The 22,389-nt window shown below is 52.0% G+C and carries 20 protein-coding genes and 4 pseudogenes; 11 read left to right on the top strand and 13 right to left on the bottom strand.

What is annotated here, in order from left to right:
• Positions 1-45: 45 nt before the first annotated feature.
• Complete coding sequence (locus F568_RS0111100; RefSeq protein WP_019018799.1) at positions 46-1,773, bottom strand: SLC13 family permease; 1,728 nt, start codon at positions 1,771-1,773, stop codon at positions 46-48.
• Positions 1,774-1,909: 136 nt separating this feature from the next.
• On the opposite strand from F568_RS0111100, the gene F568_RS22755 reads away from it, so the two are divergent.
• The 7 genes and pseudogenes from F568_RS22755 to F568_RS24405 all read left to right on the top strand — a co-directional run bounded on the left by F568_RS22755 (position 1,910) and on the right by F568_RS24405 (position 7,677).
• Positions 1,910-2,698, top strand: coding sequence for a helix-turn-helix domain-containing protein (locus tag F568_RS22755; protein WP_169338673.1), 789 nt, complete (start codon positions 1,910-1,912; stop codon positions 2,696-2,698).
• A gap of 40 nt (positions 2,699-2,738) precedes the next feature.
• A complete protein-coding gene (gene cysD / locus F568_RS0111090; RefSeq protein WP_019018797.1) occupies positions 2,739-3,641 on the top strand; it encodes a sulfate adenylyltransferase subunit CysD in 903 nt (300 codons plus the stop codon).
• Positions 3,641-5,545 carry a sulfate adenylyltransferase subunit CysN gene (cysN, locus tag F568_RS0111085; protein ID WP_019018796.1) on the top strand — a complete coding sequence of 635 codons (1,905 nt, stop codon included), beginning with the start codon at positions 3,641-3,643 and terminating at the stop codon, positions 5,543-5,545. The genes cysD and cysN overlap by 1 nt, the downstream gene beginning before the upstream one ends.
• Positions 5,546-5,674: 129 nt before the next feature.
• Positions 5,675-5,821, top strand: a pseudogene (locus F568_RS26360) (IS5/IS1182 family transposase); the annotation flags it as partial.
• A pseudogene (locus F568_RS26355) lies at positions 5,820-5,923 on the top strand (IS5/IS1182 family transposase); the annotation flags it as partial. The pseudogenes F568_RS26360 and F568_RS26355, both read left to right, overlap by 2 nt.
• A 353-nt stretch (positions 5,924-6,276) precedes the next feature.
• Positions 6,277-6,710: pseudogene (locus F568_RS24410) on the top strand (IS5 family transposase); the annotation flags it as partial.
• A gap of 29 nt (positions 6,711-6,739) precedes the next feature.
• Positions 6,740-7,677 (top strand): annotated as a pseudogene (locus tag F568_RS24405) (integrase core domain-containing protein).
• A 290-nt stretch (positions 7,678-7,967) separates the two neighbouring features.
• Here F568_RS24405 and F568_RS0111055 read toward each other — a convergent pair.
• The 3 genes from F568_RS0111055 to F568_RS0111040 form a co-directional block, all read right to left on the bottom strand.
• A complete protein-coding gene (locus F568_RS0111055; RefSeq protein WP_019018791.1) occupies positions 7,968-8,534 on the bottom strand; it encodes a sugar transferase in 567 nt (188 codons plus the stop codon).
• Complete coding sequence (locus F568_RS22740; RefSeq protein ID WP_051087957.1) at positions 8,531-9,481, bottom strand: NAD-dependent epimerase/dehydratase family protein; 951 nt, start codon at positions 9,479-9,481, stop codon at positions 8,531-8,533. Before F568_RS22740 ends, F568_RS0111055 begins: the two co-directional genes overlap by 4 nt.
• Positions 9,482-10,226: 745 nt before the next feature.
• Positions 10,227-11,030 (bottom strand): glycosyltransferase, encoded by an 804-nt coding sequence (locus F568_RS0111040; protein WP_019018789.1) that lies wholly within the window; start codon positions 11,028-11,030, stop codon positions 10,227-10,229.
• A 188-nt stretch (positions 11,031-11,218) separates the two neighbouring features.
• Between F568_RS0111040 and F568_RS24970 the strand changes: the two genes are divergently transcribed.
• Positions 11,219-11,452: a helix-turn-helix domain-containing protein gene (locus F568_RS24970; protein ID WP_156817414.1), complete on the top strand. Its 234-nt coding sequence runs from the start codon at positions 11,219-11,221 to the stop codon at positions 11,450-11,452.
• Between the two features lie 51 nt (positions 11,453-11,503).
• A complete protein-coding gene (locus tag F568_RS24965; RefSeq protein ID WP_019018787.1) occupies positions 11,504-11,827 on the top strand; it encodes a hypothetical protein in 324 nt (107 codons plus the stop codon).
• Between the two features lie 2 nt (positions 11,828-11,829).
• Here F568_RS24965 and F568_RS22735 read toward each other — a convergent pair whose 3' ends face one another.
• Both F568_RS22735 and F568_RS24960 read right to left on the bottom strand, forming a co-directional pair.
• Complete coding sequence (locus tag F568_RS22735; protein WP_040476174.1) at positions 11,830-12,693, bottom strand: glycosyltransferase family 2 protein; 864 nt, start codon at positions 12,691-12,693, stop codon at positions 11,830-11,832.
• Positions 12,587-13,726, bottom strand: a complete 1,140-nt coding sequence (locus F568_RS24960; protein WP_156817413.1) for a hypothetical protein — start codon at positions 13,724-13,726, stop codon at positions 12,587-12,589. The genes F568_RS22735 and F568_RS24960 overlap by 107 nt, the downstream gene beginning before the upstream one ends.
• A 340-nt stretch (positions 13,727-14,066) precedes the next feature.
• On the opposite strand from F568_RS24960, the gene F568_RS26350 reads away from it, so the two are divergent.
• Both F568_RS26350 and F568_RS24955 read left to right on the top strand, forming a co-directional pair.
• Positions 14,067-14,294: a DDE-type integrase/transposase/recombinase gene (locus F568_RS26350; protein ID WP_083933021.1), complete on the top strand. Its 228-nt coding sequence runs from the start codon at positions 14,067-14,069 to the stop codon at positions 14,292-14,294.
• A 1,056-nt stretch (positions 14,295-15,350) separates the two neighbouring features.
• Entirely contained in the window at positions 15,351-15,497 is a 147-nt protein-coding gene (locus tag F568_RS24955) for a hypothetical protein (RefSeq protein ID WP_156817412.1), read from the top strand.
• Positions 15,498-15,768: 271 nt separating this feature from the next.
• On the opposite strand, the gene F568_RS24390 is transcribed toward F568_RS24955, so the two are convergent.
• Genes F568_RS24390 through rfbB form a run of 7 tightly spaced genes read right to left on the bottom strand, consistent with a single transcriptional unit; the run spans position 15,769 to position 22,232 of the window.
• A complete protein-coding gene (locus F568_RS24390) occupies positions 15,769-16,632 on the bottom strand; it encodes a sulfotransferase (protein WP_156817411.1) in 864 nt (287 codons plus the stop codon).
• 22 nt (positions 16,633-16,654) lie between these two features.
• Complete coding sequence (locus F568_RS24385) at positions 16,655-17,476, bottom strand: sulfotransferase family protein (protein ID WP_083933019.1); 822 nt, start codon at positions 17,474-17,476, stop codon at positions 16,655-16,657.
• Between the two features lie 11 nt (positions 17,477-17,487).
• Entirely contained in the window at positions 17,488-18,831 is a 1,344-nt protein-coding gene (locus F568_RS0110995) for an oligosaccharide flippase family protein (protein ID WP_019018779.1), read from the bottom strand.
• The gene (gene rfbC / locus F568_RS0110990; protein ID WP_019018778.1) at positions 18,819-19,364 is read right to left on the bottom strand and encodes a dTDP-4-dehydrorhamnose 3,5-epimerase; all 546 of its coding nucleotides are present in this window, start codon (positions 19,362-19,364) and stop codon (positions 18,819-18,821) included. Before rfbC ends, F568_RS0110995 begins: the two co-directional genes overlap by 13 nt.
• Positions 19,365-20,243, bottom strand: a complete 879-nt coding sequence (gene rfbA, locus F568_RS0110985) for a glucose-1-phosphate thymidylyltransferase RfbA (protein WP_019018777.1) — start codon at positions 20,241-20,243, stop codon at positions 19,365-19,367.
• Between the two features lie 13 nt (positions 20,244-20,256).
• Positions 20,257-21,171, bottom strand: coding sequence for a dTDP-4-dehydrorhamnose reductase (gene rfbD / locus F568_RS0110980; protein WP_019018776.1), 915 nt, complete (start codon positions 21,169-21,171; stop codon positions 20,257-20,259).
• Complete coding sequence (gene rfbB, locus F568_RS0110975) at positions 21,168-22,232, bottom strand: dTDP-glucose 4,6-dehydratase (protein WP_019018775.1); 1,065 nt, start codon at positions 22,230-22,232, stop codon at positions 21,168-21,170. The genes rfbD and rfbB overlap by 4 nt, the downstream gene beginning before the upstream one ends.
• Between the last annotated feature and the right edge of the window lie 157 nt (positions 22,233-22,389).

Raw genomic sequence — 22,389 nt, 5'->3', positions numbered from 1 at the left:
AATGCTGACTGTTGAAGCCCGTCGCGAAGTGCGTTATCAAAGCAGTTAGAACGGAAACACAAGCGGCGTCAGTGCCAGTACTGCTACCGAATAAGTCAGACTAACCGGCAGGCCGGTCTTGATAAAGTCGCTAATGTGGTAACGGCCCGGTGAGAACACCATCAGGTGGGTCTGATAACCGTAGGGGATCAGAAAGCAGGCGCTGGCACCGTAGGCAACAGCCATAATGAAGGGCATGGGGTCGGAGCCAAAGGCTTGCGCAGTACTCCAGGCCACGGGAAAGGCTAGCGCCGCAGCAGCGTTGTTGGTGACGGTTTCGGTCAGCAGCATGGTGAGCAGATAGCATCCGACGAATGCTGCGAATACGCCGTGGCCCGAGAACAGTGACTGCATGCCTTGGGCGAGCAATGCTGCGGCGCCGGAGTTCTCCAATCCTTGCGCAATAGCCAACGCTGAGCCGATAACCATCCAAAGTTCGAATGGAAAGCGCCGACGCAACTCAGCGGGACTGAGCACACGCCCCAGCAACAGCCCGCCCATCAGCAATAGCAGTCCATGAAAGAGTGGCAAGAGTTCCAGGGCGGCCATACCGATCACCGAGGCGAAGCCGGCCAGAGTGAGCGCGCTTTTCAAACGGCTGAGCTGCGGCCGCGTAAGGCTGCCACTGAGCAGATGGAAGTTGCGTTCAATGTTGCGGTGCTGGCGGAAGTCGCTACCTACCGCTAATAACAGACAGTCGCCCACGCGCAAGGGAATTTGACCCAACTGCCCTTCCAATCGCTTGTTACCGCGACGAATGCCTACTACACCAGCGTTGAACATGCTGCGGAAGTCAACCTCCTGCAGCGTTTGTCCAGCCAGCTCCGATTCGTGCGACACCACAACTTCCACCAGGTTGGTAGCCAACAGGTCGTCGGCCTTGTGGCCGAATAGCTTCAGCCCCCGGAAGCGCTGCAGCGCCTGTACCTTGCTCACTTCACCCGTAAATATCAGCGTATCGGCAGGCTTGAGAATTTCTTCGGGACCCACGGGGCTGATTAATCGCCCTTCTCGCTCTATCTCTAGCAAGTAGAGCCCTTCCAGACTGCGCAGATGGTTGGCTTCGATGCTCTTGCCCACCAACTCCGAACCGGGCTCCAGGTCGGCGGCCAGAAAGTAGGACAGCTTCTCAGTGATATTTTCGGGCTGATGCTGAGGCAGCCGCTGGGCTCGCCACAGCAGAACCACGAACGACAGCAGAGCCACCGGCACGCCGACCAAACTGAACTGGAACATACCCAGTTCAGGACCGCCGCTACTCAGAGCGAAAGAGCTGACCACCAAATTCGTGGACGTGCCCACTAAGGTAGTCATGCCGCCGAGTATCGAGGCGTAAGAGAGCGGGATCAGCAGCCGAGACGGTGCGACATGGCTTTGGCGCGAGATAGCGCCCAAAAAGGCTGCCACCACTGCCGTATTGTTGAGAAACGCCGACAATACTGCACTGGTTCCCATCAGACGTGCCGTAGCGGTCCGCTCGCCCCCTTTCACAATCCGCAGTGAAAGCCAATCTAATAATGGGGTGCGTTCCAGGGCCAGCGAGATGAGCAACAGCAGCAGCAAAGTAGCCAGCGCCGGGTTGGTGTATTGCTGCAATAGGATAGCGGTATCCACCAGGCCCAACAGCAGGTAACCCCCGGCTAGGCTAACGAAGGCGGCGGCGGGACGTACCCAGCCTGAGATAAGCATCACCAACAGGCCGGCGATAGAAAGCAGTACCGTCCAAGTCATCATGACAGGAGGCATCCCCACAAGTTTGAGTTCGACTTGTGAGATTCTACGCAACCTTTTATGATGAAGTCGAATTATGCATTACCAGCATTACAGGACCCGCCTAATTCCACTTAATAATCATCACGTTACCGCCACCATGCCGACTAAACATTTGTCGCCTGAAATGCTTAACGAACGCCGCCGCCAAGCCGTCCGCCTGCGTCTTGATGGGTATACGGTCGCCGAGACTGCTAGGCACGCCGAACTCTCAGCGCCTACCGTGTCAGCGGCCTGGAAGGCATTTCGTGAAGGTGGCTGGGGAGCGATAGACGTCAAGCCTCGGGGGCGGCGCTCGGGCCAGGGAGACGTGCTTGGCGACGTTGAGCGCCGGACGCTATGCCGGTTCTTGGCTGACTGGCCCGACGATGGTGCCCCTGGCTGGACCAGCCGAGCGTTAGCGAACGCAATTCAGGGATGCTCGCGCGACCTAGCATCCCCCTCTCCTCGTACCATCGAACACTGGCTGAAGGCCCAAGACCTCAAGCCTGAGCCTCTGGCTTTGGAAGCCTTGGCTCATCAGCGCAGCCATATCGGACGCTGGTACCGCCAGCAGGTGCAGCCGGTGCTGAGGCAGATGCAACGGACTGGTGGCAGCGCCTGGCAAGGCGGCGTGCGAGTTGCAAAACCGGGCGCGGTACCCACGGCATCGCGGCTACGCTATCAGTTTTATCTCCACGGCAAGCGCGGCGCATTGTTGACTCGCTGCCTACCGGCATCGCCCCGGGCCGATGATTACCTGATGCTGTTCCAGCGCATGCTAAGCCAGAAACACGGGGCTCCTATCGCTCTGGTTTTTCATGGCGCTTTTTTCGAGGCCAGCCCAGAAATTCGCCAGTGGCTGGTTGAGCATCCGGCGTTCCACCTGATTAACGTGCCTTCCCATTAGCGGGATCTGGACCAATTACCTACCTGGACAGGCCAATGCCATGACGTCACTTACCCATCTTCAGAAGCTGGAGGCCGAGAGCATCCAGATCATGCGAGAAGTCGTCACTGAGACCGAGAATCCAGTGATGCTCTACTCGGTAGGAAAGGACAGCGCGGTCATGCTTCACCTAGCTCGCAAGGCTTTCGCACCGGCACCACCGCCCTTCCCGCTGCTTCATGTGGATACGCGCTGGAAGTTCCGCGCCATGTACGAGTTCCGTGACAAAATGGCCAAGGAAATGGGCATGGATCTGTTGGTCCATATCAACCCTGAAGGAATTGAGAAAGACATCAATCCTTTCACCCACGGTTCGGCCATTCATACCGATGTGATGAAGACCGAGGGTCTTAAGCAGGCGCTGGACAAGCACGGCTTCGACGCCGCCTTTGGCGGCGCCCGCCGCGACGAGGAGAAATCTCGTGCCAAGGAGCGAGTATTCTCCTTCCGTACCGCCCAGCACCGTTGGGATCCGAAGAATCAGCGTCCCGAGTTATGGCGTCTTTACAACACACGCAAGCATAAGCGTGAGTCAATCCGTGTATTTCCGCTCTCCAACTGGACCGAGTTGGATATCTGGCAATACATCTACCTTCAGGATATCCCCATCGTGCCGCTCTACTACGCCGCCGAACGCCCAGTCGTGGAACGCGATGGTGCGCTGATCATGGTCGACGATGAACGCATGCCGCTGGAGCCCGGCGAGGTGCCGATGATGCGCAAGGTGCGCTTTCGCACTCTGGGCTGTTATCCCCTGACCGGCGCCATCGAATCCGAGGCCGACACCCTGCCGGCGATCATCCAGGAAATGCTGCTGACCAAGACCTCGGAGCGCCAGGGTCGGGTGATCGACCACGACAGCGCCGCTTCCATGGAAAAGAAAAAGCAAGAGGGATACTTCTAATGGCACACGCATCCGATATGATCGCCGACGATATCGAGGGCTACCTAAAGGCCCACGAGCACAAGGGGTTGCTGCGTTTCATCACCTGCGGCAGCGTTGATGATGGCAAGAGCACATTGATCGGACGGTTACTGTTCGAATCCAAGCTGCTATTCGAGGATCAGCTGGCGGCCATCGAGGCGGATTCGAAGAAGTATGGTACCCAGGGCAGCGAGATGGACTTTGCACTGCTGGTCGACGGCTTGGCCGCCGAGCGCGAGCAAGGCATCACCATTGACGTGGCCTACCGCTTCTTCTCCACTGATAAGCGCAAGTTCATCGTGGCCGATACGCCGGGGCACGAGCAGTACACGCGTAACATGGTCACTGGGGCCTCCACCGCGGACGCGGCCATCCTGATGGTCGATGCTCGCCACGCCATCCTGACCCAGACCCGCCGTCATAGTTTCCTTATGTCCCTGATCGGCATGAGTCACGTCGTTGTAGCAATCAACAAGATGGACCTCGTTGATTACTCGAAGGCACGCTTCGACGAGATCGCCGAGGAGTATCGTCGGTTCGCCAAGCAGGTGGGCTTGGAGAACATTACCTTCATCCCGATGTCGGCGCTCAAAGGTGACAATGTCATCGAACATGGACACCACATGCCGTGGTATCACGGGCCTACTCTGATGGCCTATCTAGAGACCATAGAAGTTGATGAGGAGCGCTTGCAGCGCGCGCCCTTCCGTATGCCGGTGCAGTGGGTCAATCGCCCTAACTTGGACTTCCGCGGTTTCGCCGGCATGGTAGCCAGCGGTAGCGTGGCTCCAGGCGATGCCATCCGCGTCCAGCCCTCGGGCAGGACCAGCAAGGTTTCACGCATCTACACCTTTGACGGCGATCTGGAGCGAGCGATTGCTGGGCAGTCTGTGACCCTGTTGCTGGAAGACGAGATCGATATCTCACGCGGCGATGTGATTTCCGGTGTGGAGCAGCCGGCCCAGACGGCCGACCAGTTTGAGACCACCTTGGTGTGGATGCACGAGCAGCCGCTGCTACCGGGCCGCCCCTACCTGATGAAGCTAGGCACCCAGACGGTATCTGCCTCCATCACAGAAATCAAATACCAAGTGAACGTCAATACCTTGGAGCACACCGCGGCCAAGCAGCTCGACCTGAACGGCATCGGCATCTGTACTCTAAGCCTGAACAAGCCGGTGGCGTTCGATGCCTACCGTGAAAACGCCGATACCGGCGGGTTCATCCTGATTGATCGGATGAGCAACAATACTGTGGGGGCTGGCATGCTGCACTTTGCCCTGCGCCGTAGTCAGAACCTTCACATGCAGCATGTGGACATCGACAAGCAGGCACGTGCACTCTCCAAAGGCCAGCGGCCTGCGGTATTGTGGTTCACTGGCCTCTCCGGCGCTGGTAAGTCGACCATTGCCAACCTAGTGGAGAAGAAGCTGCACGCAGCCGGCCAGCATACCTATCTGCTGGATGGCGACAATGTACGCCATGGTCTCAATCGCGACTTGGGCTTCACCGACGCTGACCGAGTGGAAAATATCCGCCGCGTAGGCGAAGTGGCCAAGCTGATGGTCGACGCCGGCCTGCTCGTACTGACCGCTTTCATCTCGCCGTTCCGCAGCGAGCGTCAACTGGCCCGCGACCTAGTTGCAGAAGGCGAGTTCGTCGAGATTTTCATCGACACTCCTCTCGACGTGGCTGAAGAGCGCGACCCCAAGGGGCTCTACAAAAAAGCCCGCCGCGGTGAGCTGAAGAATTTCACCGGCATCGATTCCACCTACGAAGCCCCGGAGAACCCTGACCTGCACATCAATACCGCTGAGATGAGCAGTGAGGATGCCGCGGATGCCATCATTGCGTTGTTGCGCGAGCGGCAAGTTATCGCCTGACCCGGTCTCGTCGGTTCAGGAGCTGTTAGGGAGACGCTGCATTAATCCCACCGTAGCTGCCGGGTAGCCACCGATGGAGTAGAATGAGGCCTTTCTGCCATTGTCTGACAGAGCCAGCCAATGAAGTAGATCTTGCTCGCTCAGGCTGAGCACTCGGACAAGAAGAAGATTGCCCGCCGCGAACGGTTTCTGGCCCAGATGGGCATCTTGGTTCCTTGGCAATGGCTGATCGAGGCGCTGTCGCCTTCCTGTTTCCCGGGCTCAGCGGGGAAGCAAGATGAAGCAGACCAAGAAGGGCAACCAGGGGTTTTCGGCATGAAGACCTATATCGGTGTCGATGCCGTCACCAGACTGGCCCATAGTGTTTTCGTCACCTCGTGCGTGATAATGACGAGCGGATGTACGACAATGCCGACTACACCGGCATCGGAAAATACCTGGACGAAGAGAAGGACGATCCGGATTCCCAGTGCTGCGTCGTGGCCAAGCGCAACATCACCAAGACGATGGATAACGTCCCGCTGAACGCTGCGGTTGGAGATCGAGATGCTCAAGGCCAGCATCCACACCAAGGTCGAGCACCTTGTTTCAGGTTACCTGACTGGGTTGTTCAGTGGTTCCTAAGTGTGGAGTTTCGAAATTTCGTGCTACTACGCTTTGTCTGAAAATGACGTCTTGCTAGCCTTTCCTCCATCAGGCTTGGAGGGTTGTCTCGGTAGTGACGTTACGAGATGTCCGATCAGGGTTGGGCATTGTTTGAAGATATCGTTTTGCCTGACACGCCCGCCGGGCGTGGGCGCCCACGACACGATGACCGGCAGATGCTAAACGGCATCTTCTGGATCCTCTGCTCTGGCGCCAGTGGCGGGATCTGCCCGAGCGCTTCAGCCCTTGGAAGACGGTCTACCAGCGATTTCGGCGGTGGCGAGATGACGGCACACTCAAAAGCATCTGTCACGCCCACACCTGAAGCTCTGAGAAGATTGCTACATGGAGTTCGATACCTTGATGGCCGATTCCACCTCGTTCGAGCGACTCGCTCTGCCGCTGGCGGTGGTAAAAAAGAGGCTCTCGGGAACCGGTAGACCATGCGCTTGGGCGAAGCCGAGGCGGCCTGACCATCCAGGCTCATCCTAAGCGTGTGGTCCCGAAGAGTAATGGTCTATCTTACGAACCATTATCGGAGGATGACCCATGGCTCAGATTCTTCATAAACGCGCCACGACCACGCACGCCATCCGAGCAGAGATACAGCGATCGACGGAGTCGACCGCGACGTTGAGCCGTCGCTTCGGTATCAACCCCAAGACCGTATGGAAGTGGCGCAGCCGAGATACCGTCGAAGACACCCGGATGGGAACCAGGTTGCCTCGCTCCACGTCGCTGACGTCCCTGGAGGAAGCAGCGGCCGTCACCTTCCGGCAGAAGACCCTGTTACCCTCGATGATTGTCTTCATGCGCTTCAGCGAGAGATCCCTTCCCTAACCCGCTCAAGCCTGCATCGGCTCTACCAACGGCACGGCATCAGCCAGTTGCCAAGGGCTGGCGACCAGAAACGTGAGAAGAAGCCGTTCAAGCGTTACCCGATCGGCTACCTGTACGTCGATATCAGTGAGATCCGCACGGGTGAGGGCAAGGCTTACCTATTCGTCGCCGTGGACCGGACCTCCAAGTTCGTTATGCCCAGCTGTATCGACAAATGACGAGGCAAATCGCCGCCGACTTCCTCGAAGACACGCTGCAGGCCTTGCCTTACCGCGTCCATACGGTGCTAAGGACAATGGGGTGCGAAGGCCGGGACAGAAGCCTGTAAGCCACATATCTTCGATGTCGTCTGTTACCGCCACGGTATCGAGCATCGGCTGACGAAGCCCTTCCACCCCTGGACCAACGGACGGGTGGAACGTATGAACCGCACCATCAAGGCAGCAACGACCCGGGCGTTCCATTACACCTCGCTGGGTCAGCTCCAGTCCCACCTGGATGATTACCTATGGGCCTATAACAGTGCCCGGCCACTCAGGGCGCTCAGGGGCAAATCACCGATTGGATTTATGCTTGAGCAATGCCAGAAAGAGCCCGAAAGGTTTTACGACGACCCGAACCATTACTTCACGGGACCAAACACCTAGCGGGCAGGAAGTGTTGCCGCGCGTTCACGCCGGATGCCCATTACTTCCAGGCGCCTGCGTATGGTCATGTGATGCACGGAGAGGCCTTTCCGCCGGAAAAGGCGTCCGTGAGCTCGCTAAGTGTTGCCAGCGGGTGTTCTTCAACAAGCTGGGGCGGCCGCCTAGCCACAATGGATCTCTCCTTGAGTGGCAGAACATTCATCGACTCAATTACTTATAGTGGCGGATCGAGGCTTCAGATCTCTCACACTGGTGCTTGCTTCAATTTGACCACTTCAGACAACTCGGGATTAGTCAAATTTGCCACTCGGCCTAACTCGATCCCCTGCGCCTTTGCCTGACAATGTTAGCAGGATGTAGCGGAAGTACGCCGGCACCGTCAGCTCGCTTAGCATCCGCTGATCTGTTTCGGCAAGCAGCTGTGGCGTAGACATGTCAATACCCTTGACCTGCGCCAAGCCGGTAATACCGGGCCGAGCGTCATAAATATTGCACAGTTCCCGCGCATCGATCAACTCCTGCTGGTTAAACAGGCAGGGGCGCGGCCCCACCAAGCTCATATCTCCTTTAAACACATTCCAGAGCTGGGGCAGCTCATCAAGTTTGGTACGTCTCAAAAAGCTACCGAATGGGGTAATAGAGGAAACATCGGCCAAGTGCGAAGCCACCGATGCTGTATTTGGATTCATGGTTCGAAACTTCACCAGAACGAAAGGCTTCTTAAATCGCCCTACCCGCTCCTGACAAAAGAGCGGCGAGCCGGTATCAAAATAGCCAATCACATAAAGCACCACCATCGCCGGCAAGCCGAACAGCAGGCCGAGAGCGGAAAAAACCACGTCTAGGAATCGAATCATGAAATACAGCCTTCATCCTGATGGAGAAAACAGCGCTCAAGCCCATCATCAAGGCTCAAGGGTGGCACCCAACCTAGCGTGCGTCTTGCATGACTGGCGTCAACCTGCAAGGAATCGAACAACCGATCATAGACGCCGCGCTTACCCAAAGCCGTCGCTCCCGCTTTCAGCCATGAAGCGGGTAGCCAGAACAAGCGCGATGGCCTACCTGCAGCACGCGCAAGTTTGTATAATAATTCAGACGTAGAGACATCCTCCCCATCCGCCACCAAAAAAGTTTCTCCAGACGCATTGGGATGATTGATACAATGCATGATGAAATCTACGAGATTCCACACCGATACGAAGGAGCGGCGGTTATTGATGCCTGCCAAGGGCAGTGGTAGGCCCTTGGTAGCCACCGTAGAGAGCAAGCCGAAATTGCCGGGGGCATCTGGCCCATAGATTAAAGGTGGCCGGACGATTACCAACTCCAAGCCCGTTTTTTTTGCAATATCTTTCAGTCCCACTTCTGCCTGCCACTTGGAGCGGGCATAAGGGTCAACCGGCTGGGGGAGATGATGTTCAGTGAAGGGTATAGTGTTCTTGCTGCCGTTGACTCCGATTGTGCTTATGAACACGAACCGCTTGACGCCTGCTTGTACGGCCTGGCTGGCTAGACTCAGGGTGCCCTGTACATTAGCTTGGTAAAATGCTGCCCACGGATCATTAGTAGAGTCATTGAGCACATGAGCTCGGGCTGCACAGTGTACGACAACGTCCATACCGTTCAGAAGATGTTGCCATTCGCATGTAGCCGAAAGGTTTCCGCAACGGACAATATCTTGACCAGAAGCTCTGGAGGCGCGGCGAGAGGCCCCTTGGGCAAATACCCCTTCCTGAGCGGCGAGTGTTGCAAGCAACCGTCTTCCAACAAAGCCACTTGCGCCTGTAATTAATATATTCATCTCGACCCATTCAGTTGGTAAAAGTGCCGGTCTGCTTGGTAATTTCGGCGTGCATCATCATTTCTTTGCCTTGCTCGTAAATCATAGAGAGAAGCATGAATCGCGGTCCTCTTTCAGCTTATCACTGACCCGATGGCAGCGTAATGGTAGTGCCAACAGCTACGCCAGAGGTACCAACCAAGTGATGCGCTTACCCAGCGTGCCGGCGGCGACCGGTTATTGGCATCTATGGTCATATCGCCCTTCCAATGGCCGGGCATCAGGCGATCCTCGGTATTGTGTGGTCGCATGTGGATGCTGATCGAACCAGTACTTGCGCAGTAAATAGATCAACTGTTTGAACAGCTCCCCGTCGGGATATAGCTTAGGGAGCCGACAAGGGCGATAGTGTGCCAACCAAACCTGGACCTGCCAGGTTGGCATCGTAGCTTGTGGCGAGACTGGCAGAGCGGCGAGTGAGTTCTCGCGGCTCGGGACTTTGGGCAGGGTCCAGGTAACCGCGATGGCCAAGATCTTATGTGGCACGCATCATGATGATGGCGGCTCGGCCTTCAGCGATGAGATGCCGATAACGCTAAGGCGGGCAATACTGTACCTGATAAGTCAGGTGTTGAACTTGCTCATTGGACCGACATACAAGATAGAAAACCACAGGTGCTGCTTTTACTGGTTCAAACCAAATTCGCGCAGGAGAAATTAAAAAATTGAAAAAGTAATGTCAAGAGACGGCATCGGCATATATGAGTTAGCGAAAAGACCTATAAAATATTTTTTTTGCAAACCATGGAGATAGCCTTACAGCGGCCCTACTTGCAACATTATAAATAAACTGTGGCTTATCAATAAACCCCAATCTCAGCATGTGTCGAAAAACCGAAACCTCACCTTTTAAAAACCCCCTCCCCCTGCGCTTCATTAAAGCATCACCCACTCGCATTTTTAGAACGAAATCTGGCAAATTAGCAAATTTGTATCCTGCCACAATCATGCTGACCCACAAAGGAAAATCTTCAGGGTATATTTTTGGATAGCCATTAACTTCTTGCACAGCAGATTTACGGAATATAACAGCAGGATGGCTAATTGGAGAACGTTTTTTGGCAAAAATAACGATATCTTCGTGTTTCAGCGGAAGGTGTCTTTCATACAACTTCTTACATAACCCCTGATCCCACTCTTCAATTTGGCCACTAGAAACTGCAATTTCAGGATGCTCTATCATGAAGGACACCTGTTTTTCAAAGCGATCCGGAAAAGCTACGTCATCTGTATCCATTCTCGCAATCAATTCGTACTTGCATAACTTAATCCCTGCATTAAGAGCCGCCCCCAGACCAGCGTTTTTTGACAGGTTAACAATAGTAATCACGTCACCCAGAATTTCTTTCCACCGCATGATTACTGCATTAAGCTCTGGCGTAAGGGGACCATCTTTTACCAAAACTATTTGGTCTGGCTTCAACTGTTGGTTAAACCAAATGCTAGAAAAAGCCTCATGAAAATATTCTGGCTTCTCTTTCTTGTAAACGGAAAGCAGTACACAAAACATTTTTCGAAACCTCAGAATATAATTAAAGTAACGAGCGGAGCAACTACTATGTGGAAGGGCTTCCTATTAATTCTACCAAGGAAACTCTGGATTCATAGAATAGCCGCAGCACTTTAGTGCCACAAGGTAGAGGCAGGAGGACCAGCGCTTGTACTTTGCCTGTCTTACTGACCAAAGTGAAGCAGAGCATGGAAAATCGACAACTGACCCAGAAGCAACGATATCAGATATTCCCCCGTATTGAGTCCGGGACAAGCCAGCGCCAGATCGCCAGCGAACAAGGCATTCACAGCAGCACGATCAGCCAAGAGATCCGTCACAATACCAGTTGTCAGGGATATGATCAGGAGCACGCCCTCAGCGACCGGCGACGCCGGCTTGCCTGGAAGGCGGCCAAGCACTTGCCCAACCTCGTCCGCTAAGTAGCCCGACAGCTGCGGGACGAATGGGGTCCTGTATACATCAGCGGCTTGATGGCAAAGGCCAATGGCATCCGACTAAGCCATGAATGCATCAACTCACTGATCCTGAACGACAAGATCCGTGGCGGTGATTTCTGGCAGGTTCTGCGGCAACCTGAGCAGCGTTGTGATCGTCATCTGGTCATACCAGCCGGCCTCGGTAAGATCCCTCATCATATGAGTATCGAGCATCGCCCTGCCGAGGTGGAAGACCGCTTGTTATTTGGCTATTGGGAAGGCGACACGGTGCTCCATGCTAGTCGCTTACTGGGGGTGGGCATTCAGCTTTTTCACCACCTTACAAAACTCGGAATCTTTGATCAGCTGATCATTTAAAATTATTCAAACCTACCCACCCTTGCCGAAAATCCATGTTTAACACCTTTAAGCATGTAATAGAACCGCCTCTTACCATCACTCAACACAAAAGGGTAGAAAACAAGCTTGAAGACAAGCTTAAATGCATTAGATGCTTTCCAGTATAAAGGAGCATAATCTCTACGGCATAATAGAAAAAAATTTCTGACTTGGTAATAATGTCTGACAGGCGCAGGAACGCCAACATAAGCAAACCCGAGAATTTTCTTTTTTCCCTCTCCCAGCTTATGTGCCATCAATGAACTTGGATCTTTTACAACCAAATAACCAAATTTTGCTGTCCGCCAACAGTATTCAGAATCAACAGCATCTATAAATAAGCCATCATCCATACCGCCAACGCAATTGTATGTTGAAAAAGGGATCAAGCTTCCCGAGCTCAGAACTTGGTCAACTTTAATATATGAAGTCCCTTCAATAACCCTCCCTTTTTTTACCTTAGCGACACTAAGCTCATTTGTATCTTTGTCATAATCTTGCGAGCCAACCAAACCAATTTTATATCCTAATTTAGTCAGCGTTTCATGACAGGCTAAAAGATTTTTCACTAACCGACTATCAGGGATACTATCTTGATCAATTTGCAATATAAATTCAGCACCATTTTCGAACGCCCATTTCATACCAATATTTTGAGCCTTTGCAATGCCTAAGTTCTCATAGAAGTTAAAAACCTTGACGCGCTGATGATTAAATTCAACTGAAAAATCAGAGTTATTACAAACTATCACTCGCTTTGTCTGCAATAAGAGCCGGTCTACTGCTTGGTTCAACTCGGATATATTTGGGTTGTAAGACACTAGTATTGAGTAAACTTCTGCCATCATCCATCACCTTCTTCAAACTCACCAAAACGACAATAACAACAATATGGTTAGTATCCAATAAATACGGATTAAATAAAGAATACAAAATGTAACTAAGATAGCTTGCAATTAATAACTTGTATCTAATAAACAATAGTGTAAAAGCAGCATGTAATACTGCAAAAAAGCTGAAAAACAATATTCCCATTTGGTTAATAAAGTAAAGAGCTTGTAGTTCGTAATATATACTACCCGAATAGTCCCTAAACTCAGTTGCTTTATTGACCAAATTACCAAACCCCATACCTAGAAACGGTTGTTGACCCACATTCTCCATCAATACAACCGCTTGATCAATCCTTACAGGGTTTGAATGGGAAGATTTAATTTGTACAACTTCCGCCAGATAGGATGATACCGGAATAAGAAAAACCAAAAACAATATAGACATAAGGGTCATTTTATTCGTTAGATCAATCAAGGTTAGTCTATTCTTAAGAAAATAAAACAAAACCAGAAACAATGCCGTGCCGAGAACAAAAGCGAAGTTACCAGCAACTATGATTGCCAAAATAAATAGCACGGAATAAGCAAATCTTTTTTTTCCTTGGAAATATATCAAGGAAACAAACAAGGCAAAAGGTATTAACGCATTTCCTTTTAGTTGGATTTTCCAAAAGTAGCCATTAAAAGTATATACATCCCCCCACTCGTTAACTCGAAAAAAATTTCTGACCTCAGAGTAATCTTGAGAAAAATAATTCCAAACCATATAAATTTCAAAAGCAATCAAAAAAACAGCTTGAAGAGTCAAAAAGAACAAAAAAAGGTTGATGTAGTTGGTATGAGGAATAACGAAATAACATATAAGCAAAAGGGAAGCAATAAGGGCAAACCTAATGATCAAAAAAAGGTCATTTCCTAACGTAACCGAATAAAAAACATGAAATGTAACTATAAGCAAACCTAGAAAAAGCAGAAGGCATGCTCCTATATTTTTCCTGCAAACTCTACAAATGCCCCTAAAGCTTAAAACAAAAAAAGCAAGCAAGGACAGGTTCATTAGAACCGAGTAACTGCTGAAGGGAAACTGTCTCGTTAGAAACAGTAAAACAATCGCCCATAAACTAAGCAATACTAACTCATGGAATCTCGAAATACTAAATTTCATTAGCTAAATATCTCAATATAAGATACTCATGAATATCCCGACGGAACAAACCACGTGTGAGGTCCCGTAGAGTATGAGCCGCTGCTGTCCCCTTTCGGCATAAGAAAGAGCTGTTACCCCTCGATACTGCCTTGACGCGCTCTAGCGAGAGATTTCCTCGTTCACCCGATCGAACCTGCAACGAGCCGACGCGTGAACTGAAACTCTTCAATGTTGCCCGATCGGCTACCTGCACATCGATATCTGTGTAATCCGCTCGGGTGAGGGCAAGGCCTACCTATTCGTCGCCGTGGATCGGACCTCCAGGTTCGTTCATGCCCAACTGTATCGACAAATCACGAGGCACATCGCCGCCGACTTCCTCGTAGAGACGCTGCAGGCCCTGTCTTATCGCGTCCATACGGTCCTGACGGACAATGGGGTACTTGCGATAGAAGAGTCCTCATGATCAAAAAGTTTCTTTCCGATCAGCATAGCTCAGACATCAGTAAGGCAAGTCATTCCTTCCAGCCCGCCATCTCCGGATCGGTGGGTCCATAGTTGCATAGGTCCGAACCAAAATATTAGGCTCGAGAGAGCTTAACAGAGACTCATGACATCCTGGCGGGCAGGCTCAACCATTATCTACGAGGTCCTTGCGGCCCTACGGCTTAATCTATCATCCGGCCTCTTACACGCAGATACTATCCAGAAACTGCTGCTTAATCACCTAGCGCCCTCCCCTTACCTAGGCGGCCTCGACAAACGCCGCGCGATTCAATGCAGTGCCGGGGTGGGAAACGCCAGAAGGAAATGACAGAACCAATGGGCCCGGGACGCACTGAGGTAGCGTTCCACGCCCGGGAGGTACAGCGCCAAGTAGTGGTTGACTAGGCTATGCTGGCAACGCGTTCGGGCCCTAGCGATATGCTGGTAGGCATTCGAAATCTTCTGAAGGTCGAAATATCCCTCTCGGAGAGGATCATGAAAAGGATGCGTTATGCCTTGGGTCAGCAGATACATCAGAACCCGTGCACCCTTTCGGTCATGTTTGTCACATGAGGAATACAGCGCCTCTCGAACCCGAGCCCCTGCCAAGGATGAGGGCAAGGGCCCGATGGCAATCCACCGCGCGCTCCAGAACGGCCAGCAGGGGCTACCTGTGCTTCATGAACCGAATCAGCTCGTCGTGCCTAATGCGCCTATTAGGCATCAAGCACCTTTTCACGACCATCGGGCCAGCGAACCAACACATCTTGGTATCGCTTTGTAATATCGACCGCGACACAAACGGTATCTGACATAAGCTGAGGGGAGGCAGGCATAGTCGGTCTTCCTTGCAATGATGAGAGTAATACAAAGACCTCTTGAGTCTCAATGGCTGCCTCTGGCTAGGTTGTACCGAAGGTACTACGAGGCCGGGGCAGAAGCCTATAAGTCGCTGTGGTCTGCTACTGACATAGAATCGAGCATCGGCTAACGAAGCCTATCCTTATACCAACGGGCAGATGGGGCGGATAATCGCATGATCAAGGAGGCGACAACCGGAGCGTTGCACAACACCTCGCTGGTGAAGTTGCAAATCCATCCGCAATATTATCTGTGGGCTTATAACAGTGCCCGGCCACTCCGGGCGCTCAAGGGCAAAAACCCCGATTGGTTTTATCCATGAACAATGGCAAAAAGAGCCCTAGAGGTTATGACGACCCGAACCATTGTTCTCGAGACCAAACACGGAATGACTCAGCATAAGGCATGATAACGATGGAGCAAGGTCCCCTTTCCCCATAATGATAGGCTGCTATCAACGCTTGCCGATCAGATTCGGTGAGAAGGGTAACGAAGTGCCTCGCCATGGTACCATTCATGTTAGATTCCTTTACACTGATGGTACGCAAGAATTTACGCATAGGCACTTACCTGCCCAGATCAGTTAGCAGTTATTATGAATAGTAGCGCCAACACCCTAACCGATCCTTATTTAAGTCGGCAAACTTCAATAATTCTTTATCATTTCGATACGAGTACGCGCGATTAAAATTAATTGACCTAGCTACCGATTTTATTCTTTCTTTGCTTACTGACAAACCGCAAAAAATTGCTGCATCGTTTAAAATAGTTTCAGGGTCTGCAAGCAACTCCTCGTAACGCACACGAAATACTCTATCATTTGGAACATCCTTCAACTGCACTTGAGCCTGCTTATTATAGGTTTCCCATAATGAAAAACCACCTTCAAGAGACAAGCAGCGAGGTGACTCACAAAAGCCACCCCGCTTCGGCCTAACCCATGCAATTGACTTAAACTTCTCGTATTTAGTGGCTGTTGTTTCAATAGATCGACCAGCTCGCACGCGCAAGCTCTGAGCCACATCTACACCATGTCTTTCAATAAAAATCACTCGTGCCTCAGGGAATAACCCTAACCAGAATGGAAGCGTGTAAGTGTTTCTAGGATCCTTCCATCCCCAGGGAGCATTAAGTTTTGGAATTGCCCGAGATCGGAGATAACGTTGCAAGCCCAGATAACGAACAGCACGCGGAGAGTGCATCAGGCTCCTCACGTAGTCCTTTGAAGATTCTAGTACCTGCGCAGAATTTTCTTCCCATAAATTGCTAATCGGTTCAGGCTGGTCCCAACGCGCACCGCATTGAGCCATCAACCAGTTATTTATTTCAAGAAAAAAGAGCGCTTCATTATTTTCATCTTTATTTTCTCCAACAAACAGGCCCAATTTTTCAAGCAGGCGGCCTAGCAGGCTAGTGCCAGATCTGTGCATACCAATAAATACTATAGGATCACTCAAAACGAACCCCTTCACTCCGCAATTAATCGCTGATTTTCTTCCAATCGCTCAAATCCCATCCTACCTCACGCTCAACTTCCTCAATATCAGAACGAAACAGATCCCTTAGAAACCTTTCATCTTCAAAGCTTATAGGATATTCATATTCCCGAGAATGAACCCGCTTATACTGCACATCTCCCATCGCTGACAACCCAAGGAAGTTAGTCACCCTTTGCAGGGCTGAACCTGGCTCATCTAAGAGTTCTTCCTGCTTAATAAAAAGCAATTGCTCCCCTGAAAACAAGCTTTTTGCATGTTTTATCTGGCTGGAATAAAAACCACGAGAGACATAAGACGATATCCTCGATTGATCCTTATCGGCACCTTCGCGTCGAATAGAATTTGAAAACGAATCCTTCTCGAAGCCACGCTGACGCTCCATATTCCAGTGGCTATATGCCCTATAAACAGGATCGCGAAACACAAAGATCAATTTAATATTAGGGTTATAAGCCTTAATCCTTTCCAAGGATTTCGGCCACCATATATATATAGGAGTAGCTTCCCCTAAGACCTTGCTACATTCGCAAGAATTAAAAAAAGAGCGGTAGTAAGACAGTCGAATCCGGGAGGGAAGTTTTTGTACAATCTCATTATCAAAAAAATGTACTTCTTTGCGGCCTGCCATACATATTTGGGGGTGTTTTCGAAGGTACCAGTCAAGCGCACTGGTACCTCCTTTTTGCACACCCCCAACTATAAAGTCAACTTGACGACCTGAATTAGAAAAGTATTCGCCAAGCATACAATACGCGCGGCAGGCAGACTTACTTATCGCTCTTACCGTTTTTCCCAAATACATTTTTTCTAACCTCAGACGGCGCCAGGGCGAATGCCAAGTATCTTATAGACCTTGTAAGACAACATTAAATTCCAAACCATAAGCCCAAAAGAAATTGCAGAAGCAGCTCCGACAGCACCATAATTAGGTATTAAAGCAAAACACCCTGCCACAGCCACAACTAGTGCAATAAATTGAGCAATTAAAGAATGTTTTTCATAACCGCTCATCACGAGAAGTCTGCCAACTGATCCAAAAACAACATTGATAAGTTGGCCGACCGCAAGGATTGCCAACGGTAAGGTTGCTATCTCCGCATAATTCGCACCAAATACGATGCTTATAATCGGCCCGCCAAAAAAGATCAGCGGCAGCGCGATGGGCAATGCCACCACCAACGCCATCCGTGCAGACTGGCGACTGAGCGCCTGGAGCCTTTTGCGATCGCCGGAACGGTATACTTGGGTGATGTGCGGACCAATGACCAAGTTCATCACGGTCAGGGACATCACCACCAGCATCGCGCCCCGCTCGGCGACCTGCATGGCGGCCACTTGGTCATCCGTGCTCAGCCAGCCTAAAAGGAGGATACCGATCTGTGCGTTCAGGGTGCTGGCGGCGGCCAGTAGTGTGAACGGCAGCCAGGCACGCAGCCATTGCCTGTTCTGCACGGAGTCCTTTGGCACGGATTCTTCTTCACTTTCAGGAATCGTGCGCTTCAAAAGCGCGGCTCCAACGGCGAAGGCCATCACCGCCCCAGCAAGAAATGAAACCACGGCGGTCAACGGGGTCAGGGCACCTGCCACCAGCATGGTTACGGCAGCCAGCAGAAGAACCAGTGGCCGGACGAACAAATCGGGAAACTGCCCCTGCACTACCCGTCGTAAACCCGCTAACACACCCGCCCGAACAGCATTAAGCCCCAGAAGCGGCAGGGCCATCAGGCCCAGCAACAACAATGTCCAGCGGTCGTCGTCTCGCCAGTCGGCATTCCAGAGGGCAACCCCACCCACTACGGTGATGACCATAACACTGCCAAGCAGGACGTAGTGATTGGCCCATTGCAAGAGCGCGCGAATTCGGCTGTTATCACCAGTAAGGTGCATGCCGGCGGTTTCACGTGTAGTGAGTTGCATCAGCGCCGGGGCCAGCGGAATAGAAAGGGTCGTAATCAGAGTGATCACGAATGTATACCTACCAAACCCCTCCGGCCCTAACCCGCGAGCAAGCAGGATGGAAGACGCTAGCACCAGCGGCAAGGCAAGCAGATTGAGCCCACCCACTCCCAAGGCGCCGCGCATCAACTGGGCAGGCAATCCATCACCACGTACCATGGCGACCCAGCGACCGAACCTATCGAGTTTCAGCTGAAGCACTCCGCATCACGAAAAGACAGAGCCTGCTTGTCCTTGTCCGAGACCAGCGGTTGGCTCTTGACTGGCCAGTCTATGTTCAGCTCGACGTCATCCCAGTGAATGCTAGCCTCGCAATCGGGCGCGTAGAAATCGGTACACTTATACTGAAATTCCGCAACATCGCTGGTCGCCAAAAAACCATGGGCGAAACCAGGTGGGATCCAGAGCTGGTGTTTATTATCACTGGATAGATACACCCCCACCCAATGTCCGAAGGTAGGCGAGCTTTTGCGAATATCCACAGCCACATCAAATACTTCGCCCATTGTGACGCGTACTAACTTGCCTTGGGCATGGGGCGACAATTGGTAATGGAGGCCACGCAAAGTATTTTTTATCGAGCGGCTGTGATTGTCCTGCACAAAGCGAGCATTGATTCCCGCCTCTTGAAAGATTCGTTCATTCCAAGTTTCCATGAAGAAGCCTCGCTCATCGCCGAAGACTTTGGGCTTGATAAGCTTGACTTCGGGAAGACGGGTGGGGGTGATCTCCATTTAACTCTCCTGCGCAGCCAGTTGTTTTAAATACTCACCATAACTATTCTTCTTTAGTTCTTCGGCCTGCAATAGCAACTGGTGCTGATCGATATAGCCCATTCGATAGGCCACCTCCTCTAGGCAGGCCACCTTTAGCCCCTGACGCTTTTCAAGTGTTTCAATATAGCCGGATGCCTCGTGAAGCGAGTCGAAAGTGCCGGTATCCAGCCAAGCATAGCCACGCCCAAGGAGTTCGACATTCAGATCGCCGCGTTCCAAGTACGCTTGGTTGACACTGGTAATTTCCAACTCACCACGATGTGAAGGTTTAACCGCTTTGGCAATTTCGATCACATCATTATCGTAAAAATACAATCCGGTCACTGCATAGTGAGATTTGGGGTTGGCAGGCTTCTCCTCAATGGAAATAGCGCGTTTATTTTCATCGAACTCTACCACCCCGAAACGCTCAGGATCGGTCACTCGATAGCCAAATACCGTAGCACCGCTTACACGCGCACTGGCCTGCTGCAACAGCTTACTCAAGCCAGGACCATGGTAAATATTATCGCCTAGCACAAGGCATACCGAATCATCGCCGATAAACTTTTCACCAATGATAAATGCCTGTGCTAGCCCATCGGGACTCGGCTGTACAGCGTAGGTGAGCGAAATGCCGAACTGGCTGCCATCGCCCAACAGACGCTGGAAGCCTGCTTGGTCTTCCGGCGTGGTAATTACCAAGATCTCCTGAATCCCCGCCAGCATCAGCACCGATAGCGGATAGTAGATCATCGGCTTGTCATAGATCGGCAGCAGCTGCTTCGATAGTCCTTTGGTTATAGGGTAAAGCCGGGTGCCACTGCCCCCAGCCAGAATGATTCCCTTGCGTGACATAGTTTCCACCTTATTAAATGCTCGTTGCGATGTGCTCACCCAGGGCGCGAGACACGCCTTCGTGCCAATCCGGCAGTCTCAGCTTGAAGTCACGTTGCAGTTTGCTGGTTTCCAGACGTGAGTTGAGCGGACGCATTGCCGGAGTCGGATACTTACTGGTAGGTAGCGCCTCTATGCATTTAGGCATGGCCTGAACAGTAAAACCCTGCGCTCGGAACCATTCGGCGATAAAAGTGGCATAGCCGTGCCAACTGGTTTCGCCACTGGCTACTAAATGATAAAGCCCTTCCGATGGATCGTTCTGACCGATCTGCGTGAGGGCCCGAGCCGTCACGTCTGCAATTAACTCCGCTCCCGTAGGCGCGCCGATCTGGTCGCTAACGACTTTTAGCACCTCGCGCTCACGAATCAGCTTAGCCATGGTCGCCAAGAAATTCCGCCCACGCGCAGCATAGACCCAACTGGTGCGGAATATTAGATGGCGGCAACCACTGGCCTGAATGGCATGTTCGCCAGCCAGCTTGCTGGCGCCATAGTGATTAAGCGGTTCTGGGGTATCCGTTTCTTTCCAAGGCGTGTTGCCGCTGCCATTGAAAACATAGTCAGTGGAATAATGTACCAGCAGCGAATTCAATGATTTGGCTTCGTCGGCCAGTACGCCGGGGGCCGAGGCGTTGATCGTCGTGGCCAACTCACGCTCTTCCTCGGCACGGTCCACGGCAGTATAGGCCGCCGCGTTGACAATAACCTGCGGCTTTACAGTTCGGAGCGTCTGGCGCAGTCCATCCAGATCGGTCAGATCCCCGCTAAGCTTGCCCTCCTTGTGCTCTCCTTGCCGGTCGAGTGCTATCACCTCGCCCAGCGGAGCCAGCGAGCGTTGCAGTTCCCAGCCCACCTGGCCGTTCTTGCCCAGCAGCAGGATTCTCATACATCCACCTCATTAGCCATGCCCAGACGCTCACGCTGATAACTACCATCCTGCACCCGCCGGCACCATTCCTGATTCTCCAAGTACCACAGCACCGTTTTGCGAATACCGGAGTCAAAGGTCTCTTGTGGCACCCAGCCGAGTTCGCGCTGAATCTTGCCAGCATCGATGGCATAACGCAGATCATGGCCAGGCCGATCAGCGACGTAAGTAATAAGTGAGGTATAAGGGGAAGACGATGGAACCAATTCCTCCAGCAAGGCGCAAATGGTATGAACCACTTCGATGTTCTGCTTCTCGTTGTGGCCGCCGATATTGTAGGTCTCGCCGACTTTGCCTTCGGTGACAACCCTATACAAAGCGCGAGCATGATCTTCGACGTGCAACCAGTCGCGAATTTGTTCCCCCTTGCCGTACACCGGCAGCGGTTTGCCTTCCAGCGCATTGAGGATCATTAACGGTATGAGCTTTTCGGGAAAATGATACGGCCCATAATTATTCGAGCAGTTGGTGATCAACGTGGGTAGGCCGTAGGTACGCCGCCAGGCACGCACTAGATGGTCGGAACTGGCCTTGCTGGCAGAATACGGCGAGCTGGGGGCATAGGGGGTCTGCTCGGTAAAAAGCGCTTCCGGACCATCCAGATCACCGAAGACCTCGTCAGTAGATATATGATGAAAGCGGAAGCGGCTCTTGCGCTTTTCATCTAACTCACGCCAATAGCTACGTGCAACTTCCAGCAGCGTATAGGTACCGACGATGTTGGTCTCGATAAATGCAGCGGGGCCATCGATCGAACGGTCCACGTGGCTTTCTGCGGCCAGATGCATGACCGCCTCCGGTTGATGCTGCTTGAACACCCGCTCAAGCTCGGCGCGGTCGCAGATATCGACCTGCTCGAAATGATAGCGCTCGCTATCGCTGACCTCGGCCAATGATTCCAAATTGCCTGCATAGGTGAGCTTGTCGACAATGATTACACTATCAGCAGTGTTGGCAATAACATGACGAATCACGGCTGAGCCGATAAAGCCCGCGCCGCCAGTAATAAGGAGTTTCATAGGTTAGGCTCGAAAATTCGGAAAGTTGACTATCAGCAAGATGCGAGCAAGGTTTTACGTGCTCAAGCGCCAAAAGCTTCCTCGCTCGCTATCGGGCTTGGCTAAAGCCCGGCACCGGCAATTCATGGCTGATCAGCGTGCTGATCGACGGGCTAAT

The sequence above is a fragment of the Modicisalibacter luteus DSM 23508 genome (genome assembly GCF_000378505.1).
In the GTDB taxonomy this organism is placed as follows: Bacteria; Pseudomonadota; Gammaproteobacteria; order Pseudomonadales; family Halomonadaceae; genus Modicisalibacter; species Modicisalibacter luteus.
The sequence above is the reverse complement of the archived record's forward strand: the minus strand, read 5'-3'. Positions and strand labels throughout refer to the sequence as shown.

Excerpts from the sequence above, each read along its gene's own strand:
- F568_RS0111100 (WP_019018799.1), bottom strand. The coding sequence starts at position 1,773 with ATGATGACTTGGACGGTACTGCTTTCTATCGCCGGCCTGTTGGTGATG.
- F568_RS22755 (WP_169338673.1), top strand. The coding sequence starts at position 1,910 with ATGCCGACTAAACATTTGTCGCCTGAAATGCTTAACGAACGCCGCCGC.
- cysD (WP_019018797.1), top strand. The coding sequence starts at position 2,739 with ATGACGTCACTTACCCATCTTCAGAAGCTGGAGGCCGAGAGCATCCAG.
- cysN (WP_019018796.1), top strand. The coding sequence starts at position 3,641 with ATGGCACACGCATCCGATATGATCGCCGACGATATCGAGGGCTACCTA.
- F568_RS0111055 (WP_019018791.1), bottom strand. The coding sequence starts at position 8,534 with ATGATTCGATTCCTAGACGTGGTTTTTTCCGCTCTCGGCCTGCTGTTC.
- F568_RS22740 (WP_051087957.1), bottom strand. The coding sequence starts at position 9,481 with ATGAATATATTAATTACAGGCGCAAGTGGCTTTGTTGGAAGACGGTTG.
- F568_RS0111040 (WP_019018789.1), bottom strand. The coding sequence starts at position 11,030 with ATGTTTTGTGTACTGCTTTCCGTTTACAAGAAAGAGAAGCCAGAATAT.
- F568_RS24970 (WP_156817414.1), top strand. The coding sequence starts at position 11,219 with ATGGAAAATCGACAACTGACCCAGAAGCAACGATATCAGATATTCCCC.
- F568_RS24965 (WP_019018787.1), top strand. The coding sequence starts at position 11,504 with ATGGCAAAGGCCAATGGCATCCGACTAAGCCATGAATGCATCAACTCA.
- F568_RS22735 (WP_040476174.1), bottom strand. The coding sequence starts at position 12,693 with ATGGCAGAAGTTTACTCAATACTAGTGTCTTACAACCCAAATATATCC.
- F568_RS24955 (WP_156817412.1), top strand. The coding sequence starts at position 15,351 with ATGATCAAGGAGGCGACAACCGGAGCGTTGCACAACACCTCGCTGGTG.
- F568_RS24385 (WP_083933019.1), bottom strand. The coding sequence starts at position 17,476 with ATGTATTTGGGAAAAACGGTAAGAGCGATAAGTAAGTCTGCCTGCCGC.
- rfbC (WP_019018778.1), bottom strand. The coding sequence starts at position 19,364 with ATGGAGATCACCCCCACCCGTCTTCCCGAAGTCAAGCTTATCAAGCCC.
- rfbA (WP_019018777.1), bottom strand. The coding sequence starts at position 20,243 with ATGTCACGCAAGGGAATCATTCTGGCTGGGGGCAGTGGCACCCGGCTT.
- rfbD (WP_019018776.1), bottom strand. The coding sequence starts at position 21,171 with ATGAGAATCCTGCTGCTGGGCAAGAACGGCCAGGTGGGCTGGGAACTG.
- rfbB (WP_019018775.1), bottom strand. The coding sequence starts at position 22,232 with ATGAAACTCCTTATTACTGGCGGCGCGGGCTTTATCGGCTCAGCCGTG.